A 19,780-nucleotide genomic window follows, 5' to 3' on the forward strand; every position below is an offset into this window, starting at 1 on the left:
ATTATTCCTCCTTATTGTTTAAACGAGCCTGCATCTCTTTTTGTTTGCGGCGCTCTTTTTCTATATTGCTAAAATACTTCTCATTTACCTCTGGTGATAACTGTTCCGGAAAGCTCATCATCCATCCAAATTCCTGTCCAACCTTCGGTTCAACATCACAGATGAACATTCTCTTTGGGGCCTTAAAAAATCCAAGTCTCCCCTTTAGGTCTACGCTGATGCTGCAATCATCAATACCAACGCATACGCCTTCCATTTTGATCAATTTTTCACCAAATTTCAGATTATTATCCATTTGAGTCAAATCCTAAATCTTAGTTATATCCTTTGTCGATACGTTTCTGACTAAGCGGGAGTGCCTGCTCATTCTCAACAAGTTCCATCTTAGTTCCTGTAGCTTCTTCAATGGCTTCAACGTTATTAGATTTTACGTTTGGATTCCATTTCTTTTCAGCAGCTTTTACTTCTTCTCCAGCCATACGTGCTTTTAACATTGCAAGTGCACGAACTGCTTCTTCTGGACAAAGAGTGTTGTTAGCAAGAACCTCGTTCTCAATACCACCCTCAGATTTGTTGTTATCAACCATGGATACCATGTATTTGTTTCCAACAACGAGAGCTCCCTGGTTCGCACAGAATGAAAGACCTACAACCGGAATTCCTCTCATACCGATCTGCTCATGGTGAGATGCGAAGTCGATATGGTTGTTTCCAAATCCTTCTGTCGTGATAAATGCACCATCAACGTCCATCATTTCTACTGTCTGTCCTAGTCTTTCGGATACATAGAATTTCTCAGCATTGATCTGTGGAGAACCAACGAAGATAACACCACAAAGGTCAATCTCCGGATCATGCAATGCACCAAGTACCAGTGGCTCTCTCCAGTAATGTCTGGACATCTCTTTAGATGCAGGTCCGATACATGTAATTGCGTGGATACATCCATCAAGAACCTCCAACGGAGATACACAAACCGGAAGGTTACCAAGGTCAACGTTTGCTCTTGATCCAAGAACACCAACTGGCTCTACAGGAAGGATGAAGTTGTCGTGCATAGCTCCCTGTCCCATGATCTCTTTAACAATAACAACTTTTTTCTGTCCCGGATGACGAATCTGCTCAAATGTCTCTGTATCAACAATGAGGTCATCTTCCACTTTCTTCAAAGCTTCACGGATTTCCTGTGTTACGATATCAAATACTGTATGAGCCGTCATAGGTCCACGACGCTCCATGTTTGTCTTTGCCTGCACTACGATGTTTCCTTTGATAAGGATTTCACCTTTCTCCGGACATCCTGGACGTCCCCACATAATGTTCTCATCAAGGTATCCTTCTGAAGAACCAAATTCACCAATCTGAACTCCGCCTTCGTCTGTTCCTGAAAGAACCATAACTGCACCGTCAATGACTCTTGTGATGCCTGTTCCAAGCTTGCTGTCGCCATCTTTTGTAGCGATTGGCTGAACATCCATGATAGTTTCTGAATATGTGTGATACTGCTTTGGAGTAATGATTTCCAATTCAAATCCTTTGATCAGATCATCAGCATCTACTACTTCCTGTTCAATGCCTTCACGGATTGTAAGAACTGTTCCTTCGATCTTTGTCTCTGGTCCTCTCTTAACTTCTGTGATTGCATAGTGCTGTCTTGTAAGACTTCTAATTAATTTTCCTTCTTTTGCAACTTCTTCAGCTGTCGGAGCTGCTGCTACTGGAGCTGCTGCTGCCGGAGCAACTTCTACCACTTCAGCGCCTCCGCCAAGTGCACCAACCGGGATTGAAAGGTCAATATCCTTTCCTTCTCCAATGTGGATTTTCAAAATTCCGCCTGCTACTGTTGTTGCTGCTGCAACTGGTGCTGCAACTGGTGCTGCTGCCGGAGCTTCTTCTGCTGCTGGGGCCTCTGCTTCTTCCGCTTCCTCCTCAACAGATTCTTTGTATCCCTCTACATTATCCGGTGTTAACGGGCTGAGAGAATCGCTTGTTTTGGTAAGTTTTGCTCCTAAAATTTGTCCAATTTTTAAGCATCCATCAAGATTCAATAATCCAGAGTCAACTAACTCATCAAAAATTGCTGGATCTTCAAGATTTGCTGGCTCAATTATGATTCCAGCCTCTGCTCTACAGCATAACACTGCAGGATCATTTGCATGTTGTTTCGCTGTTTCAGCTGTAATAGACATATTGTACCCTCCTTTTAATTACTTTGCTAATTGCGATAATTAACATATATATAATCGCTTCGTAAGGAGTTATATCAGGGAATCACTCCTTGCTTCCGCAATTTATACCATAACTAGTCTTCTACATCAATATCCTGGTCAACCCATTTAGATACTGTAAGCTGACGGTACTGTGCGTGACCAACCGCTCTCATAACATGGTCTGTCTGATGGAATACTTTCAGTCCCATCTGCGGAGCAGATGCCATAACTGTGTTTGAACAATCTGAACAGTTACCAATGATAATATATTCACATCCATCTTTCTTAAACTGCATATTGTTCTTAACCTGTCCCGGACAGTTTCCCGGACGAAGACACTTAAGCGGTGCACCCGGTTTGTTTTCAATTGCCTGTTTACATCTGCATACAGACACAACCTCGCCGTGCATCTTTTCTGCGATTACACGCATACGTGCCTCGCTACCACCACACGCGCAGACAAGAAGTCCCACTTTCTTATCTGTAAGATCCGGCATTCTGTATGTTGTAAGGATACCACCTGTTGTCTTTGTTGTTGGCTCGTCAAGTTCTGCTGCGCGTCCCGTGAAAGCTCCGCCCATGATAATTTCGCCAACCTCATCCGGTTTGTCAAGTCCACCAGCTTTTTCGATCATCTCGCCAACAGATACGCCAATCGGAACATCCATGAATACATGTGCTGCATTTCCGCCCTTAATATTTCCACGTACCGTCATATTCTTGCTGATACATGGTCTCTTTTCATCAATCGCCTCAGCAACTCTTGCTGCTGTCTCAAGGTTAACAACAACGGCTCTTGCAGCTGACGGAAGTTGTGTTGTATCAAGGTTTAATCCAAGACACTCACGAACAACCGCACGCTCCTCACCCATTGGGTAAATATCCGGAAGCAGGTGTAATGAAATATTCTCTTCATTTTCAATTGCTGCCAGCAATGTCTTTACAGCCTTTTTGTTTTTCTTCTTAATTGCGAAAATTGCCTTGTCAGCCTGTGTGATCTCCATACAGTATTTTACACCACGAAGACATTTGTCGCACTGTTCTTCAAGCTGTCTGATGTTGTGTTCGAGTCCCGGCTCGCACTCTGCTGCATTAACTAAGATGTAGCTGTATTTCCCTGGCTCTTCTACATCATCAATCTCCGGATTGATCTCCGGATTCATCTCCCCAAGAGGTGTCTCAGAAAGGTTAATGTTCAGCTTCACTCCTGTAGGGAATCCTGCACCACCCATACCAACAACACCAGCTGCCTTCACCATATCAAGCTTGCTCGCATCCGCCGGAACATCAATCGGAACAAACTCGTCTGGCTGCTCATCTGCAGCCTCAATAATAATGCGATCATCTGTAATCTCAACTACCTTACCATATACACTTGAGAAAATATTTGCTCCAAGTCCGGTAGGAGTTGCAATGAGTGTACCTTTTTTTACTTCAGCTCCAACCTCTACACATGGAGCACATGGAGCACCTACGTGCTGACGTAATAACAACTGTACTCTTCCCATAACACTCTTCTCCTTTTCTTTTTATATATGCAAGAAGCGACACCTCGCCGGCTTCTTAACATTCTATTAATTATTTATAATTTAAAATAAATTTGCAAAAATATCATGTGAAACATATTCACCTGATATTTTCTTTAACCCAACAACACCCTTGTTACTTATTAATATTTTCTATAGATCTCTTATTTCGATGATATTTTAACGAGAAAATTCTTTTTTTGGCGGAGGCATGTGGGAATCGAACCCACCCAGGACGCTCTTAACGCCCCACACTAGTTTTGAAGACTAGGAGGCACACCAGTCACCCATCTACCCCCATATTCATTTTCACGCAGATTACTCTACCATAATTCAGCAGATATTTCAACTGTTTTATTTAAATTTATATTACCAAAAAAGCATTGACTTTTCAAGCTTTTTCATCCATAATGATAATAAAGAATTGTACGACATACTAGAACGTAGTCTATTTGTGAATTTTCTGTCAGCATTCTGTCCTTTTTCACATAATTTGCTCTACCATTCTAGTGTCAGATGCACATAAAAAAGGCACCGCAAAGATGTCAAATCTTTAACGTGTTTTTATAAAGTCTTATAGATATCCTCTATAAGACTCACCAGCTATATCTAAGGAGGTTTATAATTATGGAGTTAAAAGCAAATGTGGATTTTTCTCGTTTTGAAGGCGCACTTCAAGTCGTAGATGCTCACACAGTTGGTGAATTCTGCCGCGTCGTTATCGGTGGATTTCCTGAGCCGGAAGGCAACACAATGATCGAAAAGAAAAAATGGATGGAGCAGAACTATGATCATGTTCGTACCGCTCTTATGTTCGAACCAAGAGGACATCATGATATGTTTGGTGCTTTCCTCTGCGAACCAATCAATCCGGAAGCAGATCTCGGTGTAATGTTTATGGATACAGGCGGATATCTGAACATGTGCGGTCACTGTACGATCGGTGCCGTAACAGTTGCGATCGAAGCCGGACTTGTTGAATCTCATGAAGGAGAGAATGAAGTAGCATTGGATGCTCCTGCCGGACTGATCCGTACAAAAGCAATCGTAAAAGACGGAAAAGTTGAAAGTGTTACATTAACAAACGTTCCTTCTTTTGTTTACAAAGAAAACCAGAAAGTTGTAATTGACGGAAAAGAAATTGAATTTACAATTTCCTTTGGCGGAAGTTTCTTTGCATTAGTTGATACAACCAAGCTTGATCTTGGCGAAATCAATCCAAAGTCTGTTCCTGAATATGCAAAACTTGGAATGAAGATGTTAGATGCAATTAATAAGGAAATTCCTGTAAAGCATCCTCTTCTTGACATTGATACAGTTGACCTTGTTGAATTCTACGGCCCAACTCCAAATCCGGACAAAGCTTCTATGAGAAACGTAGTTATCTTCGGAGATGCTATGGCTGACCGTTCACCATGTGGAACAGGTACAAGTGCAAAACTTGCAACTCTTCATCACTGGGGTGAACTCGCTGTCGGAGAAGAATTCATTTACGAGAGCTTTATCGGATCTTTATTCAAAGGCGTAATCAAAGAAACAACCAAGGTTGCCGATTATGACGCAGTGATCCCTATGATTACAGGAAGCTGCTACCTGACGGGTGTTGCTACATATCTGATTGATCCGACAGATCCATTGAAATATGGTTTCCAGGTAGGATAATCATTTCTAAAAATCGGAATAATTCACACTGATTATGGAAGCGGATTTCAAGATCCGCTTCTATTTATAAAAAAACACGAAAGGAATGAGCGCCAATGCCACGCAAACGCCTGTCCACAAAAAGTCGTATCGTAAAAGCCGCTTGGACTCTTTTTTACAAAAAAGGATATGACCAGACAACCGTAGAAGATATTATCGCAGCGTCCAAGACATCCAAAGGAACCTTTTATCATTATTTCAAGGGGAAAGAATCATTGTTGAATTCTCTCTCCTATCTGCTTGACCAGAAATATGAGGAACTTTCAACTGTTATCGATCCTACTCTTTCTGAATGTGAAAAGCTTCTTTTTCTGAATCACGAGCTGTTCTACATGATTGAGACCAGCGTAGATATTCATCTGCTTGCTTATCTTTATTCATCGCAGCTTACGACAAAAGACAAGAAGTCACTTTCTGACAAAAAAAGATTCTACTTCAAATGGCTTACTGAAATATTTTCTAATGGATTAGAAAAAGGCGAGTTTAAAAACACCAGCACTGCAGAAGAGTTAATGAATATCTATGCCATGTATGAGCGTGCACTGCTATATGATTGGGCTCTCTGCAAGGGAAAGTATTCTCTGACCGAATACAGCAATAAATTACTTCCTCATCTACTGGACACTTTTGTCAAAGGAGTATAATGGAATCATGAAATCACCGTAACCTGAAAAGGGACGGAATTCTGTATTACACATATTATACAGAATTCCGTCCCTTTTATTCATTTTACTTACATAAAGTTTTACACAAAGTACAAAAACCTGTGTTTCAGACCATACACTCGTGTATTTCTTCTTCCTCTATCCCTGCTTCTTTCATCATTGAAACGATCGCTTCTCTGTCTGACAGATCCGCGCACCAGGACAGACCACACCCTGCCGATATAGCTCTTGGAACCGGGATAATCCTTCCCGGAACCTGATGTTCTTTACACGCTTTCTCCATAGCCATCGCATCCGCTGTGGTATGAAAGGTCACAACAAGTTTTAATTCTTTTTTTCTCATTTCTACTCAATCACCACTTCGTAGAAGCCATCTTTCTCCGTAGAAACAGGTTTTTTCCCATGTTCTTCTGCATATTTTTCTACATTCATCTTCTGATGTGGTTCTGTAACCAGCACCTTTACCGGTCCGTCTGCAGCCTTCAGAGCTTCAGCAGTCAGCATTAACGGTTCCGGACAAGAAAGACCTCTTGCATCTACTTCTTTCATATTATTTACCTTCTTTCCTAGAATACTATGTATACCTTAATATTTCAACCTTATTTTGCTTCTTTTCTCTTGTTTGTAAATGCAATTACAAAGCATATAATTATGCAGATAATGCAGGCAACTTTTCCGTTAAGCGGTACTGCACCGGCAACTACTTCCTGTGTTTCTGCATTCATTGCTGTTCCGCTTGCCGCAAGCCCGAAGTTATGGCAGATTGCCGATCCGACAAACATACCAACAACCGTCATCGCCGCATCGGATGATCCTTGTCCGGCAAGAATCAGCTGACGAAGTGGGCATCCGCCTGCAAGAGTTGCCGCAAATCCTACGGTATACATTCCAAGAATATTCCAGAGATGTTCAGAATGAGCGATCACTCCCGGTGTATTGAAGCCCAGTACAAATCTTCCGGTTGCAATATTGAATACAAGCATTACAACGAACAGTCCTGCAATTACGCTGAACAGATCAAAATTCTTCATCAGAATAATATCACGGATACTTCCGGCAAAGCACATTCTTGACTTCTGTGCAATTGCTCCAAAGATCAGACCTCCAACCAGAGATGCAATAATCGGCGCGTGCAGACTTCCCGGTCCTGCTTCACTTGCTTTTAAGAGTGAAGTACAAAGAGCAAGAATCAGGATTCCCACAACGATCGCCGGCATTACAACACCGTTTGCCTTATTTGTTACATATGCTCTTCCAAGACTGAAGCCTTTTTTAAGCGCAAATACACCAGTCGCGATACCAAGGATAAATCCAATCAGAGCAACCCATGCATTCAGATCACCGGCTGACATACGAATAATCATACGCAGAGGGCATCCAAGGAACACGAGCGCACCAATCATTATGATGATACCCAACACAAATCGGATCATCGGTGATGAACCCGCAGTTGCACAATACTCTTTTGTTGCCACAGAGATAATAAAAGCACCAAGGACAAGTCCGATGATCTCCGGTCTTGCATACTGTACCACCTCTGCCTGATGCATGCCAAATGCACCTGCTGTATCACGAATAAAGCACGCAATACAAAATGCCATATTTGCCGGGTTTCCAAGTAATGCGAGGCATGCCGCTACAATACCACACACTGCGCCGCCCAGCGCAAGTTTTTTCTTTGAATCTGTTAAATTCATGTCATTTCCTCCTTTTTTCATTCTGGGAAGCACCATTCCGGGCGCTTTACAGTGTCTCCGGTTCCGGCTCTTCTGCCAGTTCGTGGATCGCTCTTATCGCAATATCCACTTCTTCTTCCGTGTTATAATGGGAAAAGCTGAATCTTACAGCCCCCTGTTCTACCGTTCCCAGCGCCTCATGCATAAGCGGTGCACAATGCCCTCCCGGTCTGGTAGAAATTCCATATTCTGTAAGAAGCTCATCACTCACTTCTGAAGAATCATATTCTCCGATGTTAAGCGTAACAATCGCACATCGGTTTTCCTGTGAAAAATCTCCGTAGATTTTTACTCCCGGAATCTCTTTCACTCCTTCATAAAAACGACGCATCAGACTCTGCTCCCGGGCCCTGATCTCATCAATTCCGGTACGCTCCAGATACGCAAGTGCGGCATGTAACCCGGCTATTCCATGTCCGTTCAGCGTTCCCGCTTCCAGAGCCGTCGGCATCTGGATCGGATGCGTCTTACTGTATGTCTGTATCCCACTGCCTCCCGTTTTTAACGGGCGGATCTCTACACCTTCTCTGACATAGATTCCTCCGGTTCCCTGCGGTCCCAGAAGTCCTTTATGTCCGGTAAAGCACAGAATATCTATCTTCATATCCTCTACATCTATCGGAAATACCCCCGCAGTCTGAGACGCATCTACTACAAACAGAACATTGTGACGGTGTGCCAGTTCCCCAATCGGCTTTACATCAATATAATTGCCGGTAAGGTTCGAGCCATTGGTACATACGATCATCTTTGTATCCGATGTGATGGCTTCTTCAATATCACGAATATCCAGACATCCCCTGCTGTCACTGGGAACGATCGTCAGTTTTACACCTTTCTTCTCCATCTCATACAACGGACGAAGCACAGAGTTGTGTTCCAGCATCGTTGTAATTACATGATCTCCCGGACTTAAAATCCCTTTAATCGCAATATTCAGGCTCTCTGTAGAATTATTCGTAAATGCGATTCTTCTTGCATCCTTAGCCCCAAACAGCCTAGCAAGTCTTTCACGGGTATCATATATAATCCTTGACGCACTGAGCGACGCTTCATTCGCACCTCTTCCTGCATTTCCCATAGAACTCATCGCTCTGACTACTGCATCGATCACTTCCTGCGGCTTGTGCATTGTCGTAGCCGCATTATCCATATATATCATATTATTCTCCTTTTATCTGCACACAGATATCCCATATAAGATTAGTATAGTATTTTCGCGTATCAGAGTCTAATCGAAAAGACGAATAAACAAGCACTACCTATAGTTCATATTTATAGATAGTGCCTGTCTGTTATCGTTCAATATCGTAAACTTCTTTTACAACCTTAATAAAACGTTCTGCACTTCTGGACAGCTGATAATTCTTATTATATACCAGATTGATATCTCTTCCCTTATCCGCTTTCGGAATCGGAAAGGCCAACATGAATCCGGCTTCCACTTCATCTGCCGTCGCAAGTTTGGACAATACCGAGATTCCCATTCCCTGTCTTACGGACTTTTTGATCGTCTCCTGATTTTCAATACTTGCGATTATTTTCAGATTATCGGTAACTATGCCTGCATGCTTCAGCTGCTTCTGTGCTTCTTTTCTTGTTCCGGACCCTTCTTCCCGCATAATGATATGCTCTTCCATGATCCATTTGATATTGCCGACGGATTCTTCCTGAAGTTTTCTGTATTTTTCTGTGTTTGGTGTAATAATCACAAGCTCATCTTTGTAAAACGGAATATACCTGCAATGCTTTTTCTCCAGAACCGTTCCTGTAAATCCAATATCTGCCACATGATCTACGATTTGCGTTACCACCTTGCTGCTGTCAGTCTCCAGAATCTTAAACTGTTCCTGCGGATATTTTTCGTTAAACTGAATCAGCACTTTCGGCAGCAGATACTGTGCCGGAATCGTAGATGCTGCAATTGTGATCAGATGCTTTCCACCATCTTTTCCCGACTCAAACCTTTCTTCAATCTTTTTCTGAAGATCAATGATCTGTCTTGCATACTGATATAACTCTCTTCCGTCATCTGACATACTGACTTCTTTTGTATTTCTCACAAACAGCCTCACGTTCAGTTCTTTTTCCAGTGCTGCAATGTGTGCACTGATCGTCGGCTGGGTTAAAAACAATTCTTTTGCAGCTTTTGAAAAACTGCCCCCTTCCGCCACCTGAACAAAGGCCTCCAACTGTTTTAAATTCATGAATACGCAACCCTTTCACTCTCTGCTCCGGTCTTTTTGGTCACCTTGATACTGTCCATGTATTCCAGAATCGGTTTCGCGCTCTTTCGGCTGGTCGCAAACATATCTCTCACCTGCGCGATTGTAATGACCGGATTATCCTTTAACTGTTCCTGTATCTTTTCTTTTGCCTGTTCCATATAAGAACACAGAGTATACATGTCCTCTGTCACTTTTACAACACGCTTTTCCTCCAGCAGAATGTTCAGGATATCATCTTTCAGCTCTTTTGATTCTTTTCCGCAATCAATCTCCGAGTACCGCACAAAGTCATATCCTGCCTTTTCAAATGCAGCAAGAAGCTTCTCCGATACCTCACGATACGTTCCATCTTTTCTGACCTCGTATTCCGGTGTACACAGAAATTCATCCACTCGCTTCAGGCTTCCGCCATTTTCAAGCATCTCCAGAATCTGATCAAAAACGTTCGGTTTGATCTTCTGAAAATATGTCATCTGTACTTCTGCCTTTTTCATACCATATCGATATGGATACCTGTCTTCATACTCCTCCAAAGCTTTATGAAGCGTACGCTCTGCTTCACGTGCAGAATCCGCATGCCAGACATACGTATCCTTCCGCATCGGGAATGTACATACACTCCCCTGTTCTTTCAGCTCTTCAACATCATTTTTTACTTCTTCAGCAGAAAGAGCTGTAAGTTTCGCCAGTTCTGACACTGTAATCAAAGTATCTGCATGGCTTTTTACATGCATCTCAATTACATCTGCAGAAGAACCAGATTCTTTCCTGCTCAGTTCCTCAATCACGTCCTGCTGGAAACGTTTTTTAATCCTTGGATTCGGTTCAAGCACTACTCCTCCTCCAATCGTCTCCATCGGAGAATAGAAACGCACGACAAACTTGTCCCCGCGTCTTACGGCGACTTCCTCTTCCAGCCGGAGCTGAACATATCCACTTTCTCCCGGCCCGATCTCTTCCTTATCCAAAAGAACTGCCCGGCACAACACTTCGCTTGTTCCTGTAAAGAAATGCAGTCTGGTGTGGTTAGTAAGCACACGCATGGAAGAATCCAGAACATTCAGACGGACATCCAGAAGATCAGTATTCTTCATGCTGTTTGGCGGTGCAAGAACACAGCCTCTTTTAATCTCCCGTTTCTTCACATTTGAAAGATTAATAGCCACGCGCTGTCCTGCATAACATTCTTTTTTATCTTCACCATGGACCTGGATACTACGAATCTTACATTCTTTCCCAATCGGATACATCTCCAGTGTATCTTCCTTCGATATGGTTCCCGACACGAGTGTACCTGTGATGATCGTACCAAATCCAGACAGTGTAAATGCACGGTCAATCGGAAGTCTCGGAATTGTATTCACATCCTTTTGAATCACTTCATCACGTGTCAGATGCTCGATCATCTGAACAAGTCCTTCCAGACCTTCTCCTGTAGCTGCCGATACTTTTACGACCGGTGCATGTTCAAGAAATGTGCCTTCCAGTTCTTCCTTTACTTCTTCTTCCACAAGTTCCAGCCATTCTTCATCAACCAGATCACATTTATTCAATACAATAATACTTTTCTCAATTCCCAGAAGATTCAGGATATCCATATGCTCTCTGGTCTGCGGCATGATTCCTTCGTCTGCAGCGATTACCAGAAGAACAAGATCCATTCCCACAACGCCGGCAACCATATTATTGATAAACCTTTCATGACCAGGTACATCAATAATTCCGGCACGGTCCCCTCCCGGGAGATCAAAATACGTAAATCCCAGGTCAATCGTTATTCCTCGTCTCTGCTCTTCTTCCCAGCGATCTGTATTTCGCCCTGTCAGAGCCTTTATAAGCGTCGTTTTTCCATGATCTATATGTCCTGCTGTTCCTATAATAATATTTTTCATTCCGTCTTACCCTCTAGTTCTCTGATAGCAAACTTTTCAACTGACTGGCAATGACTTTAAACTGCCGCTCTTCTATCGTTCTCACATCCAGAAGAATCATATCATTCACCGTTCTGGGAATCACCGGTACCGGAAGATGACGCATGCATTCTTCCAGTTCCGGAACGCTGATCCTGGTCGGCTGTATCGCCACTGCCTGACTCGGAATCCGTTCCAGAGGAAGCGATCCGCCTCCGATCTGTGATTCACACGGTACTACCTGTATCTTTGCCTCAAGTTCGCCTCTTCTCAGTATTCTCGCAAGATTCTTTGCCTTTCTGGATACATCTTCCAGAGAAGCCGTAATCATTCGAAGTACCGGAATATTTTCGATTGCCTTCTCTTCAGACAGATATTCCATCAGTACTACTTCCAGTGTTGCTGCAGTAAATTTATCAATTCGCAGCGCTCTGGTCAGCTGATTCTTCTTCATCATATCAATATACTTTTTCTTGCCGATGATGATTCCGGCCTGCGGCCCTCCGAGCAGCTTATCACCGCTGAAGCACACAACGTCTGCTCCTTTTGCGATGGATTCCTGTACGGTCGGCTCATGTGTCAATCCGTATTTTGCAAGATCGATCAGCACACCACTTCCCAGGTCTTCAATCACCGGAATGTCATGCTCCTTCGCCAGCGGAATCAATTCGTCAATCTCAACGTGTTCTGTAAAACCGACGATTCTGTAATTACTGGTGTGAACCTTCAGAAGTGCTTTGGTCTCTTCTGTAATCGCATTCTCATAATCATCGTAATGCGTCTTATTCGTAGTTCCGACTTCAACCAGAGATGCTCCACTTTGCTCCATTACGTCAGGAATTCGGAACTTTCCGCCGATCTCAACCAGCTCTCCACGGGAAACCACAACTTCTCCGCCCTTTGCCAGAGAGCTCAGGATCAGCATAACCGACGCGGCATTATTATTAACCGCCATCGCTGCTTCTGCTCCGGTAATCTTACAGAGAAGCTTCTCAAAATGAGAATATCTCTCGCCTCTTTTTCCTGCTTCCAGATTGTATTCCAGGTTCGAATATCCCGTTGCGATCTCTGCGATATGTCTCATATGTTCCGGACTGATCGGCGCTCTTCCCAGGTTGGTATGAAGAATCGTTCCAGTTCCATTGATCACTGTACGCATATTCGGCGTATGCATTGCTTCCACAGCAATACAGATATTGTCTGTCAATGCGTCGATCTGAGCCTTTGCCTTTTCTTCTTCTTCGCATCTGCCGATATATGCACGAAGTTTTTCCATCTCTTCATGGATTGCTTCCATAACCGTATCGCGGCTGTATCGCTCAATCATCTCCTGAATCTGTTTCTCTCCCAACAGTATATCCACTTTCGGGATACTGCGGTATAATACATTTTTATTCATTTTCTATTCCCTTTTCCTCACCTTACAGCTATGTTTTTAAAACAGACGAATCAGTTTGTCACTTTTTGGACTTACTTTTCCGATAACTGATATTGCAGTCTCCATATTCGCCTCTTTGAAATCTTTCATCATAGCATCATATTCTTTTGGGGAAACACTGATCAAAAGTCCCCCTGACGTCTGCGGATCATAGAGCAGATCCAGATAATGCTCTTCCACAGCCCCGACTTCTACTTTTCCGATGGAGTATCCGCGATTCTTATATGCACCCGCCGGAACAAGTCCCATCTTTGCATAATCAATCGCATCCGTAAGATATGCTATATCTTTTACGTTGATCTCAAACGTCACTTCGCTTGCTGAAGCCATCTCCACACAGTGTCCCAGAAGTCCGAATCCGGTGATATCTGTGCACGCTGACACCTGGTATTTTTCGACTACCCGCTTGCCTTTCTGATTCAGAGATGCCATTACCATCTGCGCTTCACGGATTGCAGCAGGGGATGCCATATCTGCTTTAATTGCCGTATTGACAATTCCGCTTCCGATCTGCTTCGTAAGAACTAATATATCGCCTGGCTTACAGCCATAATTTTTAAATATCTTATCAGGGTGTACAAATCCAGACACGCACAGGCCATATTTTGGTTCATCGTCCTGTACAGAATGTCCTCCTACCAGTACCGCTCCTGCTTCTTTCACTTTCGCCGCTCCACCCGCAAGGATGTCGCCCAATATCGCCGGATCCAGACAGTTGGGGAATCCGACTATGTTAAGCGCAACAGCCGGTTCGCCTCCCATTGCCCATACGTCACTGAGAGAATTGGCCGCTGCGATCTGTCCGAACATATATGGTTCATCTACAATCGGAGTAAAGAAGTCAACGGTCTGAATCATTGCGATCTCATCAGTCACTTTGTAGATTGCGGCGTCATCAGAAGTTTCAATTCCTACGATTAAATTGTCATCCTGAAATGTCGGCAGCTTACTCAGAACCTGAGCAAGGGTCTCCGGACCTATCTTAGCCGCTCAGCCAGCCGTCTTACTTAAACTTGTCAATTTCACATCTGATTTCATGTTTCATTCTTCCTCCTGTAGCTTACATTCATTCTAAAGGATTATTGTTTTTACACATTCTTAAAAAGGGATTGTTGTAAAATAGTAGTTCACATTCTACAACAATCCCTCTTCACACAAACTTGATCAACGATTAAGGTCTGATAATTCTGCCAGCTTTGGCCATGGTCTCAACAATACTGTACATGTTTGTCACAGAACCTACTGCCAGCTTCTCTTTCAGTCCATAGTAATCCAGACAAGTTCCACAGGTCATGATCTCAACGCCCTGTGCCTCCAAAGACTTCAGATCCTCCAGAGAATCTGATCCCTCTGTTGTCAGAGTTGCTCCTCCATTATAGAATAACATTGTCTTTGGCAGAGTATCCAACTGTGTAACTGCAAATATGAATCCTTTTATTAACACCTTGCCGAGTTCATCATTTCCCACACCCATGCGGTCAGAAGAAACTACAACAACCGTATTGTCCCTGGCATCAGGCGCACATACAACCTCATCCTGGCTGCTTTCTGCCGGTGCTCCGTCCATCTGAATCGTAACTTTATACTCTGCATCCCCGAGCTTTTCAGATGACACTTTTGCTCCTGAACCAGCTCCAAGCTTAGTTACGTTCTGCACTGCGATCTCGTTATCAACGAGAACCTCAATTGTGTCCGGACCGGTAAGTGCCTGCATTGCCTTTTTCGTCTTAATGACTGGGATTGGACAATTGTCTCCCATTGCGTTGACTGTAATCATGATGATTCCACCTTTCCTTGATGCCATTACCCCAACACATATAGATATATTCTATCACTGTTTGTATAAAAGGTAAATGGTTTTTTAAATTATTATGTAAAAGCCTGAAAGAATTACGTCCCGTATCCTACACGAGGCATGCCTCTTCCATACTCTTGTATCTCCAGAACATGATACGCGCCGTCTGCATAATATGCCGGCCGCATCTCTCCTCTGCGAAAAGCAGACAGGAATTCTTCCATCGTACGCACTTCCTCCGGGAACCACGTCGCACATACGCCGACTTTTTCCGGGACATGACAATCACTGGAACCAATTGTATAATATCCAAGTTCCATTGCGTATCTTGCAGCCTTCTGACAGGCTTCCACAGAAGTACTGCCGTTCAGAACCTCAATCCCGTCCAGTCCGGTTACTGTACGCAGGTTTTCTTCAAGTCCCCGTTTATTATTGCGAAATGGATGTGCTGCGAAGCAGACCCCATTCTGTTTTTTTACCAGATCAATAAATTCCTGTGCCGGGATTCTTTCTCCGGGATACTCGTCGATCCCAAATGCCACGATATCCCCCTGGAGGGAAAAGAACTCAATCCCCACAAATACAGGAAACCCTGTCTTCTGCGAGTATTCTGCCGCATATTCTTTCAGCCCCATACTGTCATGATCCGTAATACACACCGCACCAAGCCCTTTTTGCTTCGCAATCTGTACGATCTCGTCCAGCTGCAGAAAACTGTCTTTTGAATATGTCATCTCATGCATATGCATATCAATAAACATCCTGTCATGCTCCTTTTCTTTTTTGCGTTTCGACTACATAATCTGTACATTCTTTCTTACATTATAGTAATTTCATTAGTCTTCATCAAATAGAGAATTTTAATGACAGGTATATTTTTATAGACACTATCTATTAGTCTTTCTGATATATTTCTTATAATCTCTTTTCAAAATTACCGTCTACCGAACACCCTTCCGTAAATATCATAAATGCATTCGGATCTATACTGTGCACGATCTCGCGGATCTGGTTTACCTCATACTTGGAAATCATTACAAACAGAATGTGTGCTGCCTTATTGGTATATGCCCCTTCTCCATCCCAATTGGTAACGCCCCGTCCCGTCTGTTCCATAATTGCTTTCGAGATACCTTCCTTCTTGGTAAATATCATGGCACTGGTATTGATATTCTGGATATGTACACGGTCAATCGCCATTGCAAGCGCCGTCGTATAAATCAACGAGTAAATCACGATCTCCACATTAAACATAAACAGGCAGATGGCATATACACAGACATTCATAAGAATGTTGATTTTTCCGACACTGACATTCGGATACCTCTTTGAACAGCAAAGCCCGATAATATCCTGGCCGCCGCTGGAACTTCTGCCTCTCAGAATCAGCCCCGTCCCCGTTCCTGCAACGATACCTCCCACAATACACGCTGTAAGATAATCCTCGATCACCGGAACCGGCGGTACCGGAACAAGCGTAAGAAACAGACTCTGAACCCCGACCGTAATCAGTGTTTTGACTGCAAATGTCTTTCCCATAATTCGAAGTCCCATATAAAGCAGCGGAACATTGATCAGAAAATAGATGATACCTGCCAGATCCACGCCGGAGGGAATGGGAACATGGAGAAAGCTTACAATAAATGTTCGAAGCAGCTGGGATACACCCATAAATCCCCCATTGTAAAGTCCAAGAGGGGTAATGATCAGATTCACCCCTATTGCAAACAACAGGCTTCCTCCAACAGCATATGTGGCCTGTACCAGTCCTGCTTTTCTTTTTCCGCTCAATTTACTCAACATCTTTCTTCTCCTCTAAATAAAATTATACAAAAAAGAAACCCGGAAATTAATCCAGGCTCTGCAGAACCTGACCGTCCTGCTGATTATCTTTTTTATTCTCTGCACTTTCATTTAACTCTTCTTGTTGTTCCAGACATTCACGGATTGCTTCATTCAACGACAGCATCTTTTCATCCAGCGTTGAAACCATATCCGCACATTCCTTCAAGTCCCGGCTGATATATTCCGGTGCATTTCCCTCAAATTTATAATATATTTTATGTTCCAGACTCGCCCAGAAATCCATTGCAATTGTCCGTATCTGAATCTCTACTTTTGTATCCACCACACTGTCCGAGAGGAAGATCGGAACGGATACGAGCATATGGTAGCTCTTATATCCGCTTTCCTTCGGATTCTTAATATAATCCTTGATCGATAATACCTTCAGATCACTCTGGTTTCCGATCATCTCCGCCAATCGATAAATATCAGATGTAAATGAACAGATCAGTCTTACACCTGCGATGTCATTTACATATTTTACCATGTTCTCGATCGAGATCTCATATCCATATTTGCGAAGCTTCTTTACGATGCTTTCCGGTGTTTTCACACGCGTTTTAATATGCTCAATCGGATTATACTGATGTACATGCTGGAATTCATCATTCAGTATCTCAAGCTTTGTCCCCACTTCCTTGATCGCTGAATTATAAAGAAACATGATCGTCTTCCAGCTATCCACATCTTCATAATTTTTTATTGCATTTTCCATATGATGTTTTTCTCTCCTCTCTTGCCGAAGAGTTAAACAAGTACTGTATATAGTATATCATATGGTCATGCTATTGTCATGATTTTCACACTTATTTAATAAAAGTCATCCTTCCTGCATCCGCAGTCAGAATTCAATCCCCTCTCTGGCAAGCTTTCCCTTGTCATATGGGTGCTTTACCTTCATCATCATCGTTGCGTAATCTGCCAGATCCAGAAGTTCCTGCGATACAACATGACCAGTCAGGACCACTTCCAGCCCGCGTGGCTTGTGCTGCAGAAAACTCATCATCTTCTCTTCGCTCAATACATTCAGCTGAATCGCACATAACGCCTCATCCAGTACAAGCATGTCAAACGGTGAACAGAACTTGATAATCTCATCCAGCGCTTTATTATTGTAATGGCGAAGCTCAGCCTTTTCATCCCCGTTCATCCTGCTTACAAACTTAACCGGCTCACGCCCCGGAAGGCAGGTAATCCCCGGTATCTGTTCAAGTATCTTGCGCTCGTTGGAAGAATTATCCTTCAAAAACTGAAACACCAGTACCTGTAACCCATATCCCGCGGCACGGATTGCCTGTCCCATCGCAGCAGTTGTCTTTCCCTTTCCGTCCCCGTAATACATATGTATTCTTCCTGTACCCTGCATATAGTATCCCCTGCTTTCTTTATGCTGAAATGCTGTTTGATGCATTCTATGATAGCAGATTTTCTCTTAGAATTCCAGTTTCATATCACCAAACTTGATCCACCCTTTCTTTCTCATAAATTCTGAGATTACAAGGGTCACAATTGCCGGAAGAATCACCTGAATCAGAAGGATCTTACCCAACACAACCACAGCAGCTTCTGTCTGTATCATCGTCTGCCAGGTCATGATCTGTCCAACCAGACCGGCCGTTCCCATTCCGGATCCGGTCGCATTGTTCGTCATATGCAGCGCCAGCGTTCCGACCGGTCCCAGAACCGCACTGGACAAAATCACCGGGAGCCAGATCACCGGCTTCTTTACAATATTCGGCACCTGAAGCATGGAAGTTCCGATTCCCTGTGCCAGAAGTCCTCCAATCTTATTTTCACGATAGCTTGCTATCGCAAATCCAACCATATTACAGCAGCATCCTACTGTAGCCGCACCTGCTGCCAACCCGGAGAGATTCAGGATAATTCCAAGTGCAGCGGAGCTGATTGGAAGTGTCAGGATCATACCCATCAATACAGATACCACAATTCCCATCAGGAATGGCTGCTGTTCTGTTCCCCAATTGATCAGAGAACCAAGCCAGGTCATAAATCCCGAGATCGGAGGTCCGATCAGCAGCCCTACTGCCGCTCCCGTTCCTATCGTAACAATCGGTGTTACCAGTATATCCACCTTGGTTTTTCCAGATACCATATGTCCGAAAAAGATTCCAACATACGCCGCAATGAATGCACCCAGCGGCTCTCCCGGTCCCGCATATACCATTGCACCGTCGACCAGAAGTGTACCTGCAAGTACATTACTTGCAAACGCGCCGATCATTCCGGCCGTTGCTGCAGACACGACCACAAGCGGTGCTTCTTTAAACTTATATGCCACGGCCACACCGATACCTGCTCCTGTAAGAGATGCAGCGATCTTACCTGTCACATAGATCAGATCTCCTACATTTCCACCGAGCAGCGTTCCGATCTGCTGAATAATCGTTCCAATGATCAGTGTTGCAAAAAGCCCATGGGCCATTGCACTCAATCCTTCAATAAATATGCGATCCAACACTTTTTTAATCTTTTCCATATCCATTCTCCTCATTCCATATTCAGACCAATGCACTGCTGTCACCAGAGCACAGAAGTCTCATCTGTTATTTACATATGTCTTGTCACATGTGGAGAGTTTATCACAGAACACATGGAAAAACAAGATACTCTTATAATTCCCGGATTCATTCTTTACTTCCCGCCTGAAATCCGCTATACTTTGAACTATTATATGATACAGGACAATCACTTTTCTGTACTGTTCA

General features: G+C 43.4%; 19 protein-coding genes and 1 tRNA gene. 2 read left to right on the forward strand and 18 right to left on the reverse strand.

What is annotated here, in order from left to right:
* Position 1: 1 nt before the first annotated feature.
* From ABE547_RS00785 to ABE547_RS00800, 4 genes are all read right to left on the reverse strand, one after another.
* Complete coding sequence (locus ABE547_RS00785) at positions 2–295, reverse strand: CBO2463/CBO2479 domain-containing protein (protein WP_347376979.1); 294 nt, start codon at positions 293–295, stop codon at positions 2–4.
* A gap of 19 nt (positions 296–314) precedes the next feature.
* Complete coding sequence (prdA, locus tag ABE547_RS00790) at positions 315–2,189, reverse strand: D-proline reductase (dithiol) proprotein PrdA (RefSeq protein ID WP_347376980.1); 1,875 nt, start codon at positions 2,187–2,189, stop codon at positions 315–317.
* A 113-nt stretch (positions 2,190–2,302) separates the two neighbouring features.
* Positions 2,303–3,718, reverse strand: a complete 1,416-nt coding sequence (gene prdC, locus ABE547_RS00795; protein ID WP_347376981.1) for a proline reductase-associated electron transfer protein PrdC — start codon at positions 3,716–3,718, stop codon at positions 2,303–2,305.
* A 219-nt stretch (positions 3,719–3,937) separates the two neighbouring features.
* Positions 3,938–4,035 (reverse strand) — tRNA-Sec (locus ABE547_RS00800).
* A gap of 328 nt (positions 4,036–4,363) precedes the next feature.
* On the opposite strand from ABE547_RS00800, the gene ABE547_RS00805 reads away from it, so the two are divergent.
* Both ABE547_RS00805 and ABE547_RS00810 read left to right on the forward strand, forming a co-directional pair.
* Entirely contained in the window at positions 4,364–5,398 is a 1,035-nt protein-coding gene (locus tag ABE547_RS00805; RefSeq protein ID WP_347376982.1) for a proline racemase family protein, read from the forward strand.
* A 95-nt stretch (positions 5,399–5,493) separates the two neighbouring features.
* Positions 5,494–6,081 (forward strand): helix-turn-helix domain-containing protein, encoded by a 588-nt coding sequence (locus ABE547_RS00810; RefSeq protein WP_347376983.1) that lies wholly within the window; start codon positions 5,494–5,496, stop codon positions 6,079–6,081.
* Between the two features lie 127 nt (positions 6,082–6,208).
* Here ABE547_RS00810 and ABE547_RS00815 read toward each other — a convergent pair whose 3' ends face one another.
* The 14 genes from ABE547_RS00815 to ABE547_RS00880 all read right to left on the reverse strand — a co-directional run bounded on the left by ABE547_RS00815 (position 6,209) and on the right by ABE547_RS00880 (position 19,551).
* The gene (locus ABE547_RS00815) at positions 6,209–6,445 is read right to left on the reverse strand and encodes a DUF3343 domain-containing protein (RefSeq protein ID WP_235251086.1); all 237 of its coding nucleotides are present in this window, start codon (positions 6,443–6,445) and stop codon (positions 6,209–6,211) included.
* Positions 6,446–6,447: 2 nt separating this feature from the next.
* A complete protein-coding gene (locus ABE547_RS00820; protein WP_347376984.1) occupies positions 6,448–6,651 on the reverse strand; it encodes a sulfurtransferase TusA family protein in 204 nt (67 codons plus the stop codon).
* Between the two features lie 50 nt (positions 6,652–6,701).
* On the reverse strand, positions 6,702–7,799 hold the full coding sequence (gene yedE, locus ABE547_RS00825) for a YedE family putative selenium transporter (protein WP_347376985.1): 1,098 nt from the start codon (positions 7,797–7,799) through the stop codon (positions 6,702–6,704).
* Positions 7,800–7,845: 46 nt separating this feature from the next.
* The gene (locus ABE547_RS00830; RefSeq protein WP_347376986.1) at positions 7,846–9,000 is read right to left on the reverse strand and encodes an aminotransferase class V-fold PLP-dependent enzyme; all 1,155 of its coding nucleotides are present in this window, start codon (positions 8,998–9,000) and stop codon (positions 7,846–7,848) included.
* A gap of 133 nt (positions 9,001–9,133) precedes the next feature.
* The gene (locus ABE547_RS00835; protein ID WP_347376987.1) at positions 9,134–10,045 is read right to left on the reverse strand and encodes a selenium metabolism-associated LysR family transcriptional regulator; all 912 of its coding nucleotides are present in this window, start codon (positions 10,043–10,045) and stop codon (positions 9,134–9,136) included.
* The gene (gene selB, locus ABE547_RS00840; protein WP_347376988.1) at positions 10,042–11,958 is read right to left on the reverse strand and encodes a selenocysteine-specific translation elongation factor; all 1,917 of its coding nucleotides are present in this window, start codon (positions 11,956–11,958) and stop codon (positions 10,042–10,044) included. Before selB ends, ABE547_RS00835 begins: the two co-directional genes overlap by 4 nt.
* A gap of 13 nt (positions 11,959–11,971) precedes the next feature.
* Complete coding sequence (gene selA / locus ABE547_RS00845; protein WP_347376989.1) at positions 11,972–13,375, reverse strand: L-seryl-tRNA(Sec) selenium transferase; 1,404 nt, start codon at positions 13,373–13,375, stop codon at positions 11,972–11,974.
* Positions 13,376–13,411: 36 nt separating this feature from the next.
* Positions 13,412–14,452, reverse strand: coding sequence for a selenide, water dikinase SelD (gene selD / locus ABE547_RS00850; RefSeq protein WP_235250325.1), 1,041 nt, complete (start codon positions 14,450–14,452; stop codon positions 13,412–13,414).
* Positions 14,453–14,585: 133 nt separating this feature from the next.
* A complete protein-coding gene (gene yedF, locus ABE547_RS00855) occupies positions 14,586–15,191 on the reverse strand; it encodes a sulfurtransferase-like selenium metabolism protein YedF (protein ID WP_235250324.1) in 606 nt (201 codons plus the stop codon).
* 113 nt (positions 15,192–15,304) lie between these two features.
* Positions 15,305–15,970, reverse strand: a complete 666-nt coding sequence (locus ABE547_RS00860) for a PHP domain-containing protein (protein ID WP_235250323.1) — start codon at positions 15,968–15,970, stop codon at positions 15,305–15,307.
* A gap of 154 nt (positions 15,971–16,124) precedes the next feature.
* A complete protein-coding gene (locus ABE547_RS00865; RefSeq protein ID WP_235250322.1) occupies positions 16,125–17,012 on the reverse strand; it encodes a YitT family protein in 888 nt (295 codons plus the stop codon).
* Positions 17,013–17,058: 46 nt separating this feature from the next.
* Positions 17,059–17,769, reverse strand: coding sequence for a GTP pyrophosphokinase family protein (locus ABE547_RS00870; protein WP_347376990.1), 711 nt, complete (start codon positions 17,767–17,769; stop codon positions 17,059–17,061).
* A 126-nt stretch (positions 17,770–17,895) separates the two neighbouring features.
* Positions 17,896–18,465 carry a cob(I)yrinic acid a,c-diamide adenosyltransferase gene (locus ABE547_RS00875; RefSeq protein WP_347376991.1) on the reverse strand — a complete coding sequence of 190 codons (570 nt, stop codon included), beginning with the start codon at positions 18,463–18,465 and terminating at the stop codon, positions 17,896–17,898.
* 21 nt (positions 18,466–18,486) lie between these two features.
* Positions 18,487–19,551, reverse strand: a complete 1,065-nt coding sequence (locus ABE547_RS00880; RefSeq protein WP_347376992.1) for a PTS sugar transporter subunit IIC — start codon at positions 19,549–19,551, stop codon at positions 18,487–18,489.
* Between the last annotated feature and the right edge of the window lie 229 nt (positions 19,552–19,780).

Source organism: Dorea sp. YH-dor226 (genome assembly GCF_039832105.1).
Taxonomy (GTDB): domain Bacteria; phylum Bacillota; class Clostridia; order Lachnospirales; family Lachnospiraceae; genus Dorea_A.

Bases quoted from the DNA above. Each gene is read 5' to 3' on its own strand.
- ABE547_RS00785 (WP_347376979.1), bottom strand. From the start codon at position 295: ATGGATAATAATCTGAAATTTGGTGAAAAATTGATCAAAATGGAAGGC.
- yedF (WP_235250324.1), bottom strand. From the start codon at position 15,191: ATGATTACAGTCAACGCAATGGGAGACAATTGTCCAATCCCAGTCATT.
- ABE547_RS00875 (WP_347376991.1), bottom strand. From the start codon at position 18,465: ATGCATCAAACAGCATTTCAGCATAAAGAAAGCAGGGGATACTATATG.
- prdA (WP_347376980.1), bottom strand. From the start codon at position 2,189: ATGTCTATTACAGCTGAAACAGCGAAACAACATGCAAATGATCCTGCA.
- ABE547_RS00830 (WP_347376986.1), bottom strand. From the start codon at position 9,000: ATGATATATATGGATAATGCGGCTACGACAATGCACAAGCCGCAGGAA.
- prdC (WP_347376981.1), bottom strand. From the start codon at position 3,718: ATGGGAAGAGTACAGTTGTTATTACGTCAGCACGTAGGTGCTCCATGT.
- ABE547_RS00870 (WP_347376990.1), bottom strand. From the start codon at position 17,769: ATGGAAAATGCAATAAAAAATTATGAAGATGTGGATAGCTGGAAGACG.
- ABE547_RS00835 (WP_347376987.1), bottom strand. From the start codon at position 10,045: ATGAATTTAAAACAGTTGGAGGCCTTTGTTCAGGTGGCGGAAGGGGGC.
- ABE547_RS00820 (WP_347376984.1), bottom strand. From the start codon at position 6,651: ATGAAAGAAGTAGATGCAAGAGGTCTTTCTTGTCCGGAACCGTTAATG.
- ABE547_RS00860 (WP_235250323.1), bottom strand. From the start codon at position 15,970: ATGTTTATTGATATGCATATGCATGAGATGACATATTCAAAAGACAGT.
- ABE547_RS00810 (WP_347376983.1), top strand. From the start codon at position 5,494: ATGCCACGCAAACGCCTGTCCACAAAAAGTCGTATCGTAAAAGCCGCT.
- selA (WP_347376989.1), bottom strand. From the start codon at position 13,375: ATGAATAAAAATGTATTATACCGCAGTATCCCGAAAGTGGATATACTG.
- selB (WP_347376988.1), bottom strand. From the start codon at position 11,958: ATGAAAAATATTATTATAGGAACAGCAGGACATATAGATCATGGAAAA.
- ABE547_RS00865 (WP_235250322.1), bottom strand. From the start codon at position 17,012: ATGTTGAGTAAATTGAGCGGAAAAAGAAAAGCAGGACTGGTACAGGCC.
- ABE547_RS00815 (WP_235251086.1), bottom strand. From the start codon at position 6,445: ATGAGAAAAAAAGAATTAAAACTTGTTGTGACCTTTCATACCACAGCG.
- yedE (WP_347376985.1), bottom strand. From the start codon at position 7,799: ATGAATTTAACAGATTCAAAGAAAAAACTTGCGCTGGGCGGCGCAGTG.
- ABE547_RS00880 (WP_347376992.1), bottom strand. From the start codon at position 19,551: ATGGAAAAGATTAAAAAAGTGTTGGATCGCATATTTATTGAAGGATTG.
- ABE547_RS00805 (WP_347376982.1), top strand. From the start codon at position 4,364: ATGGAGTTAAAAGCAAATGTGGATTTTTCTCGTTTTGAAGGCGCACTT.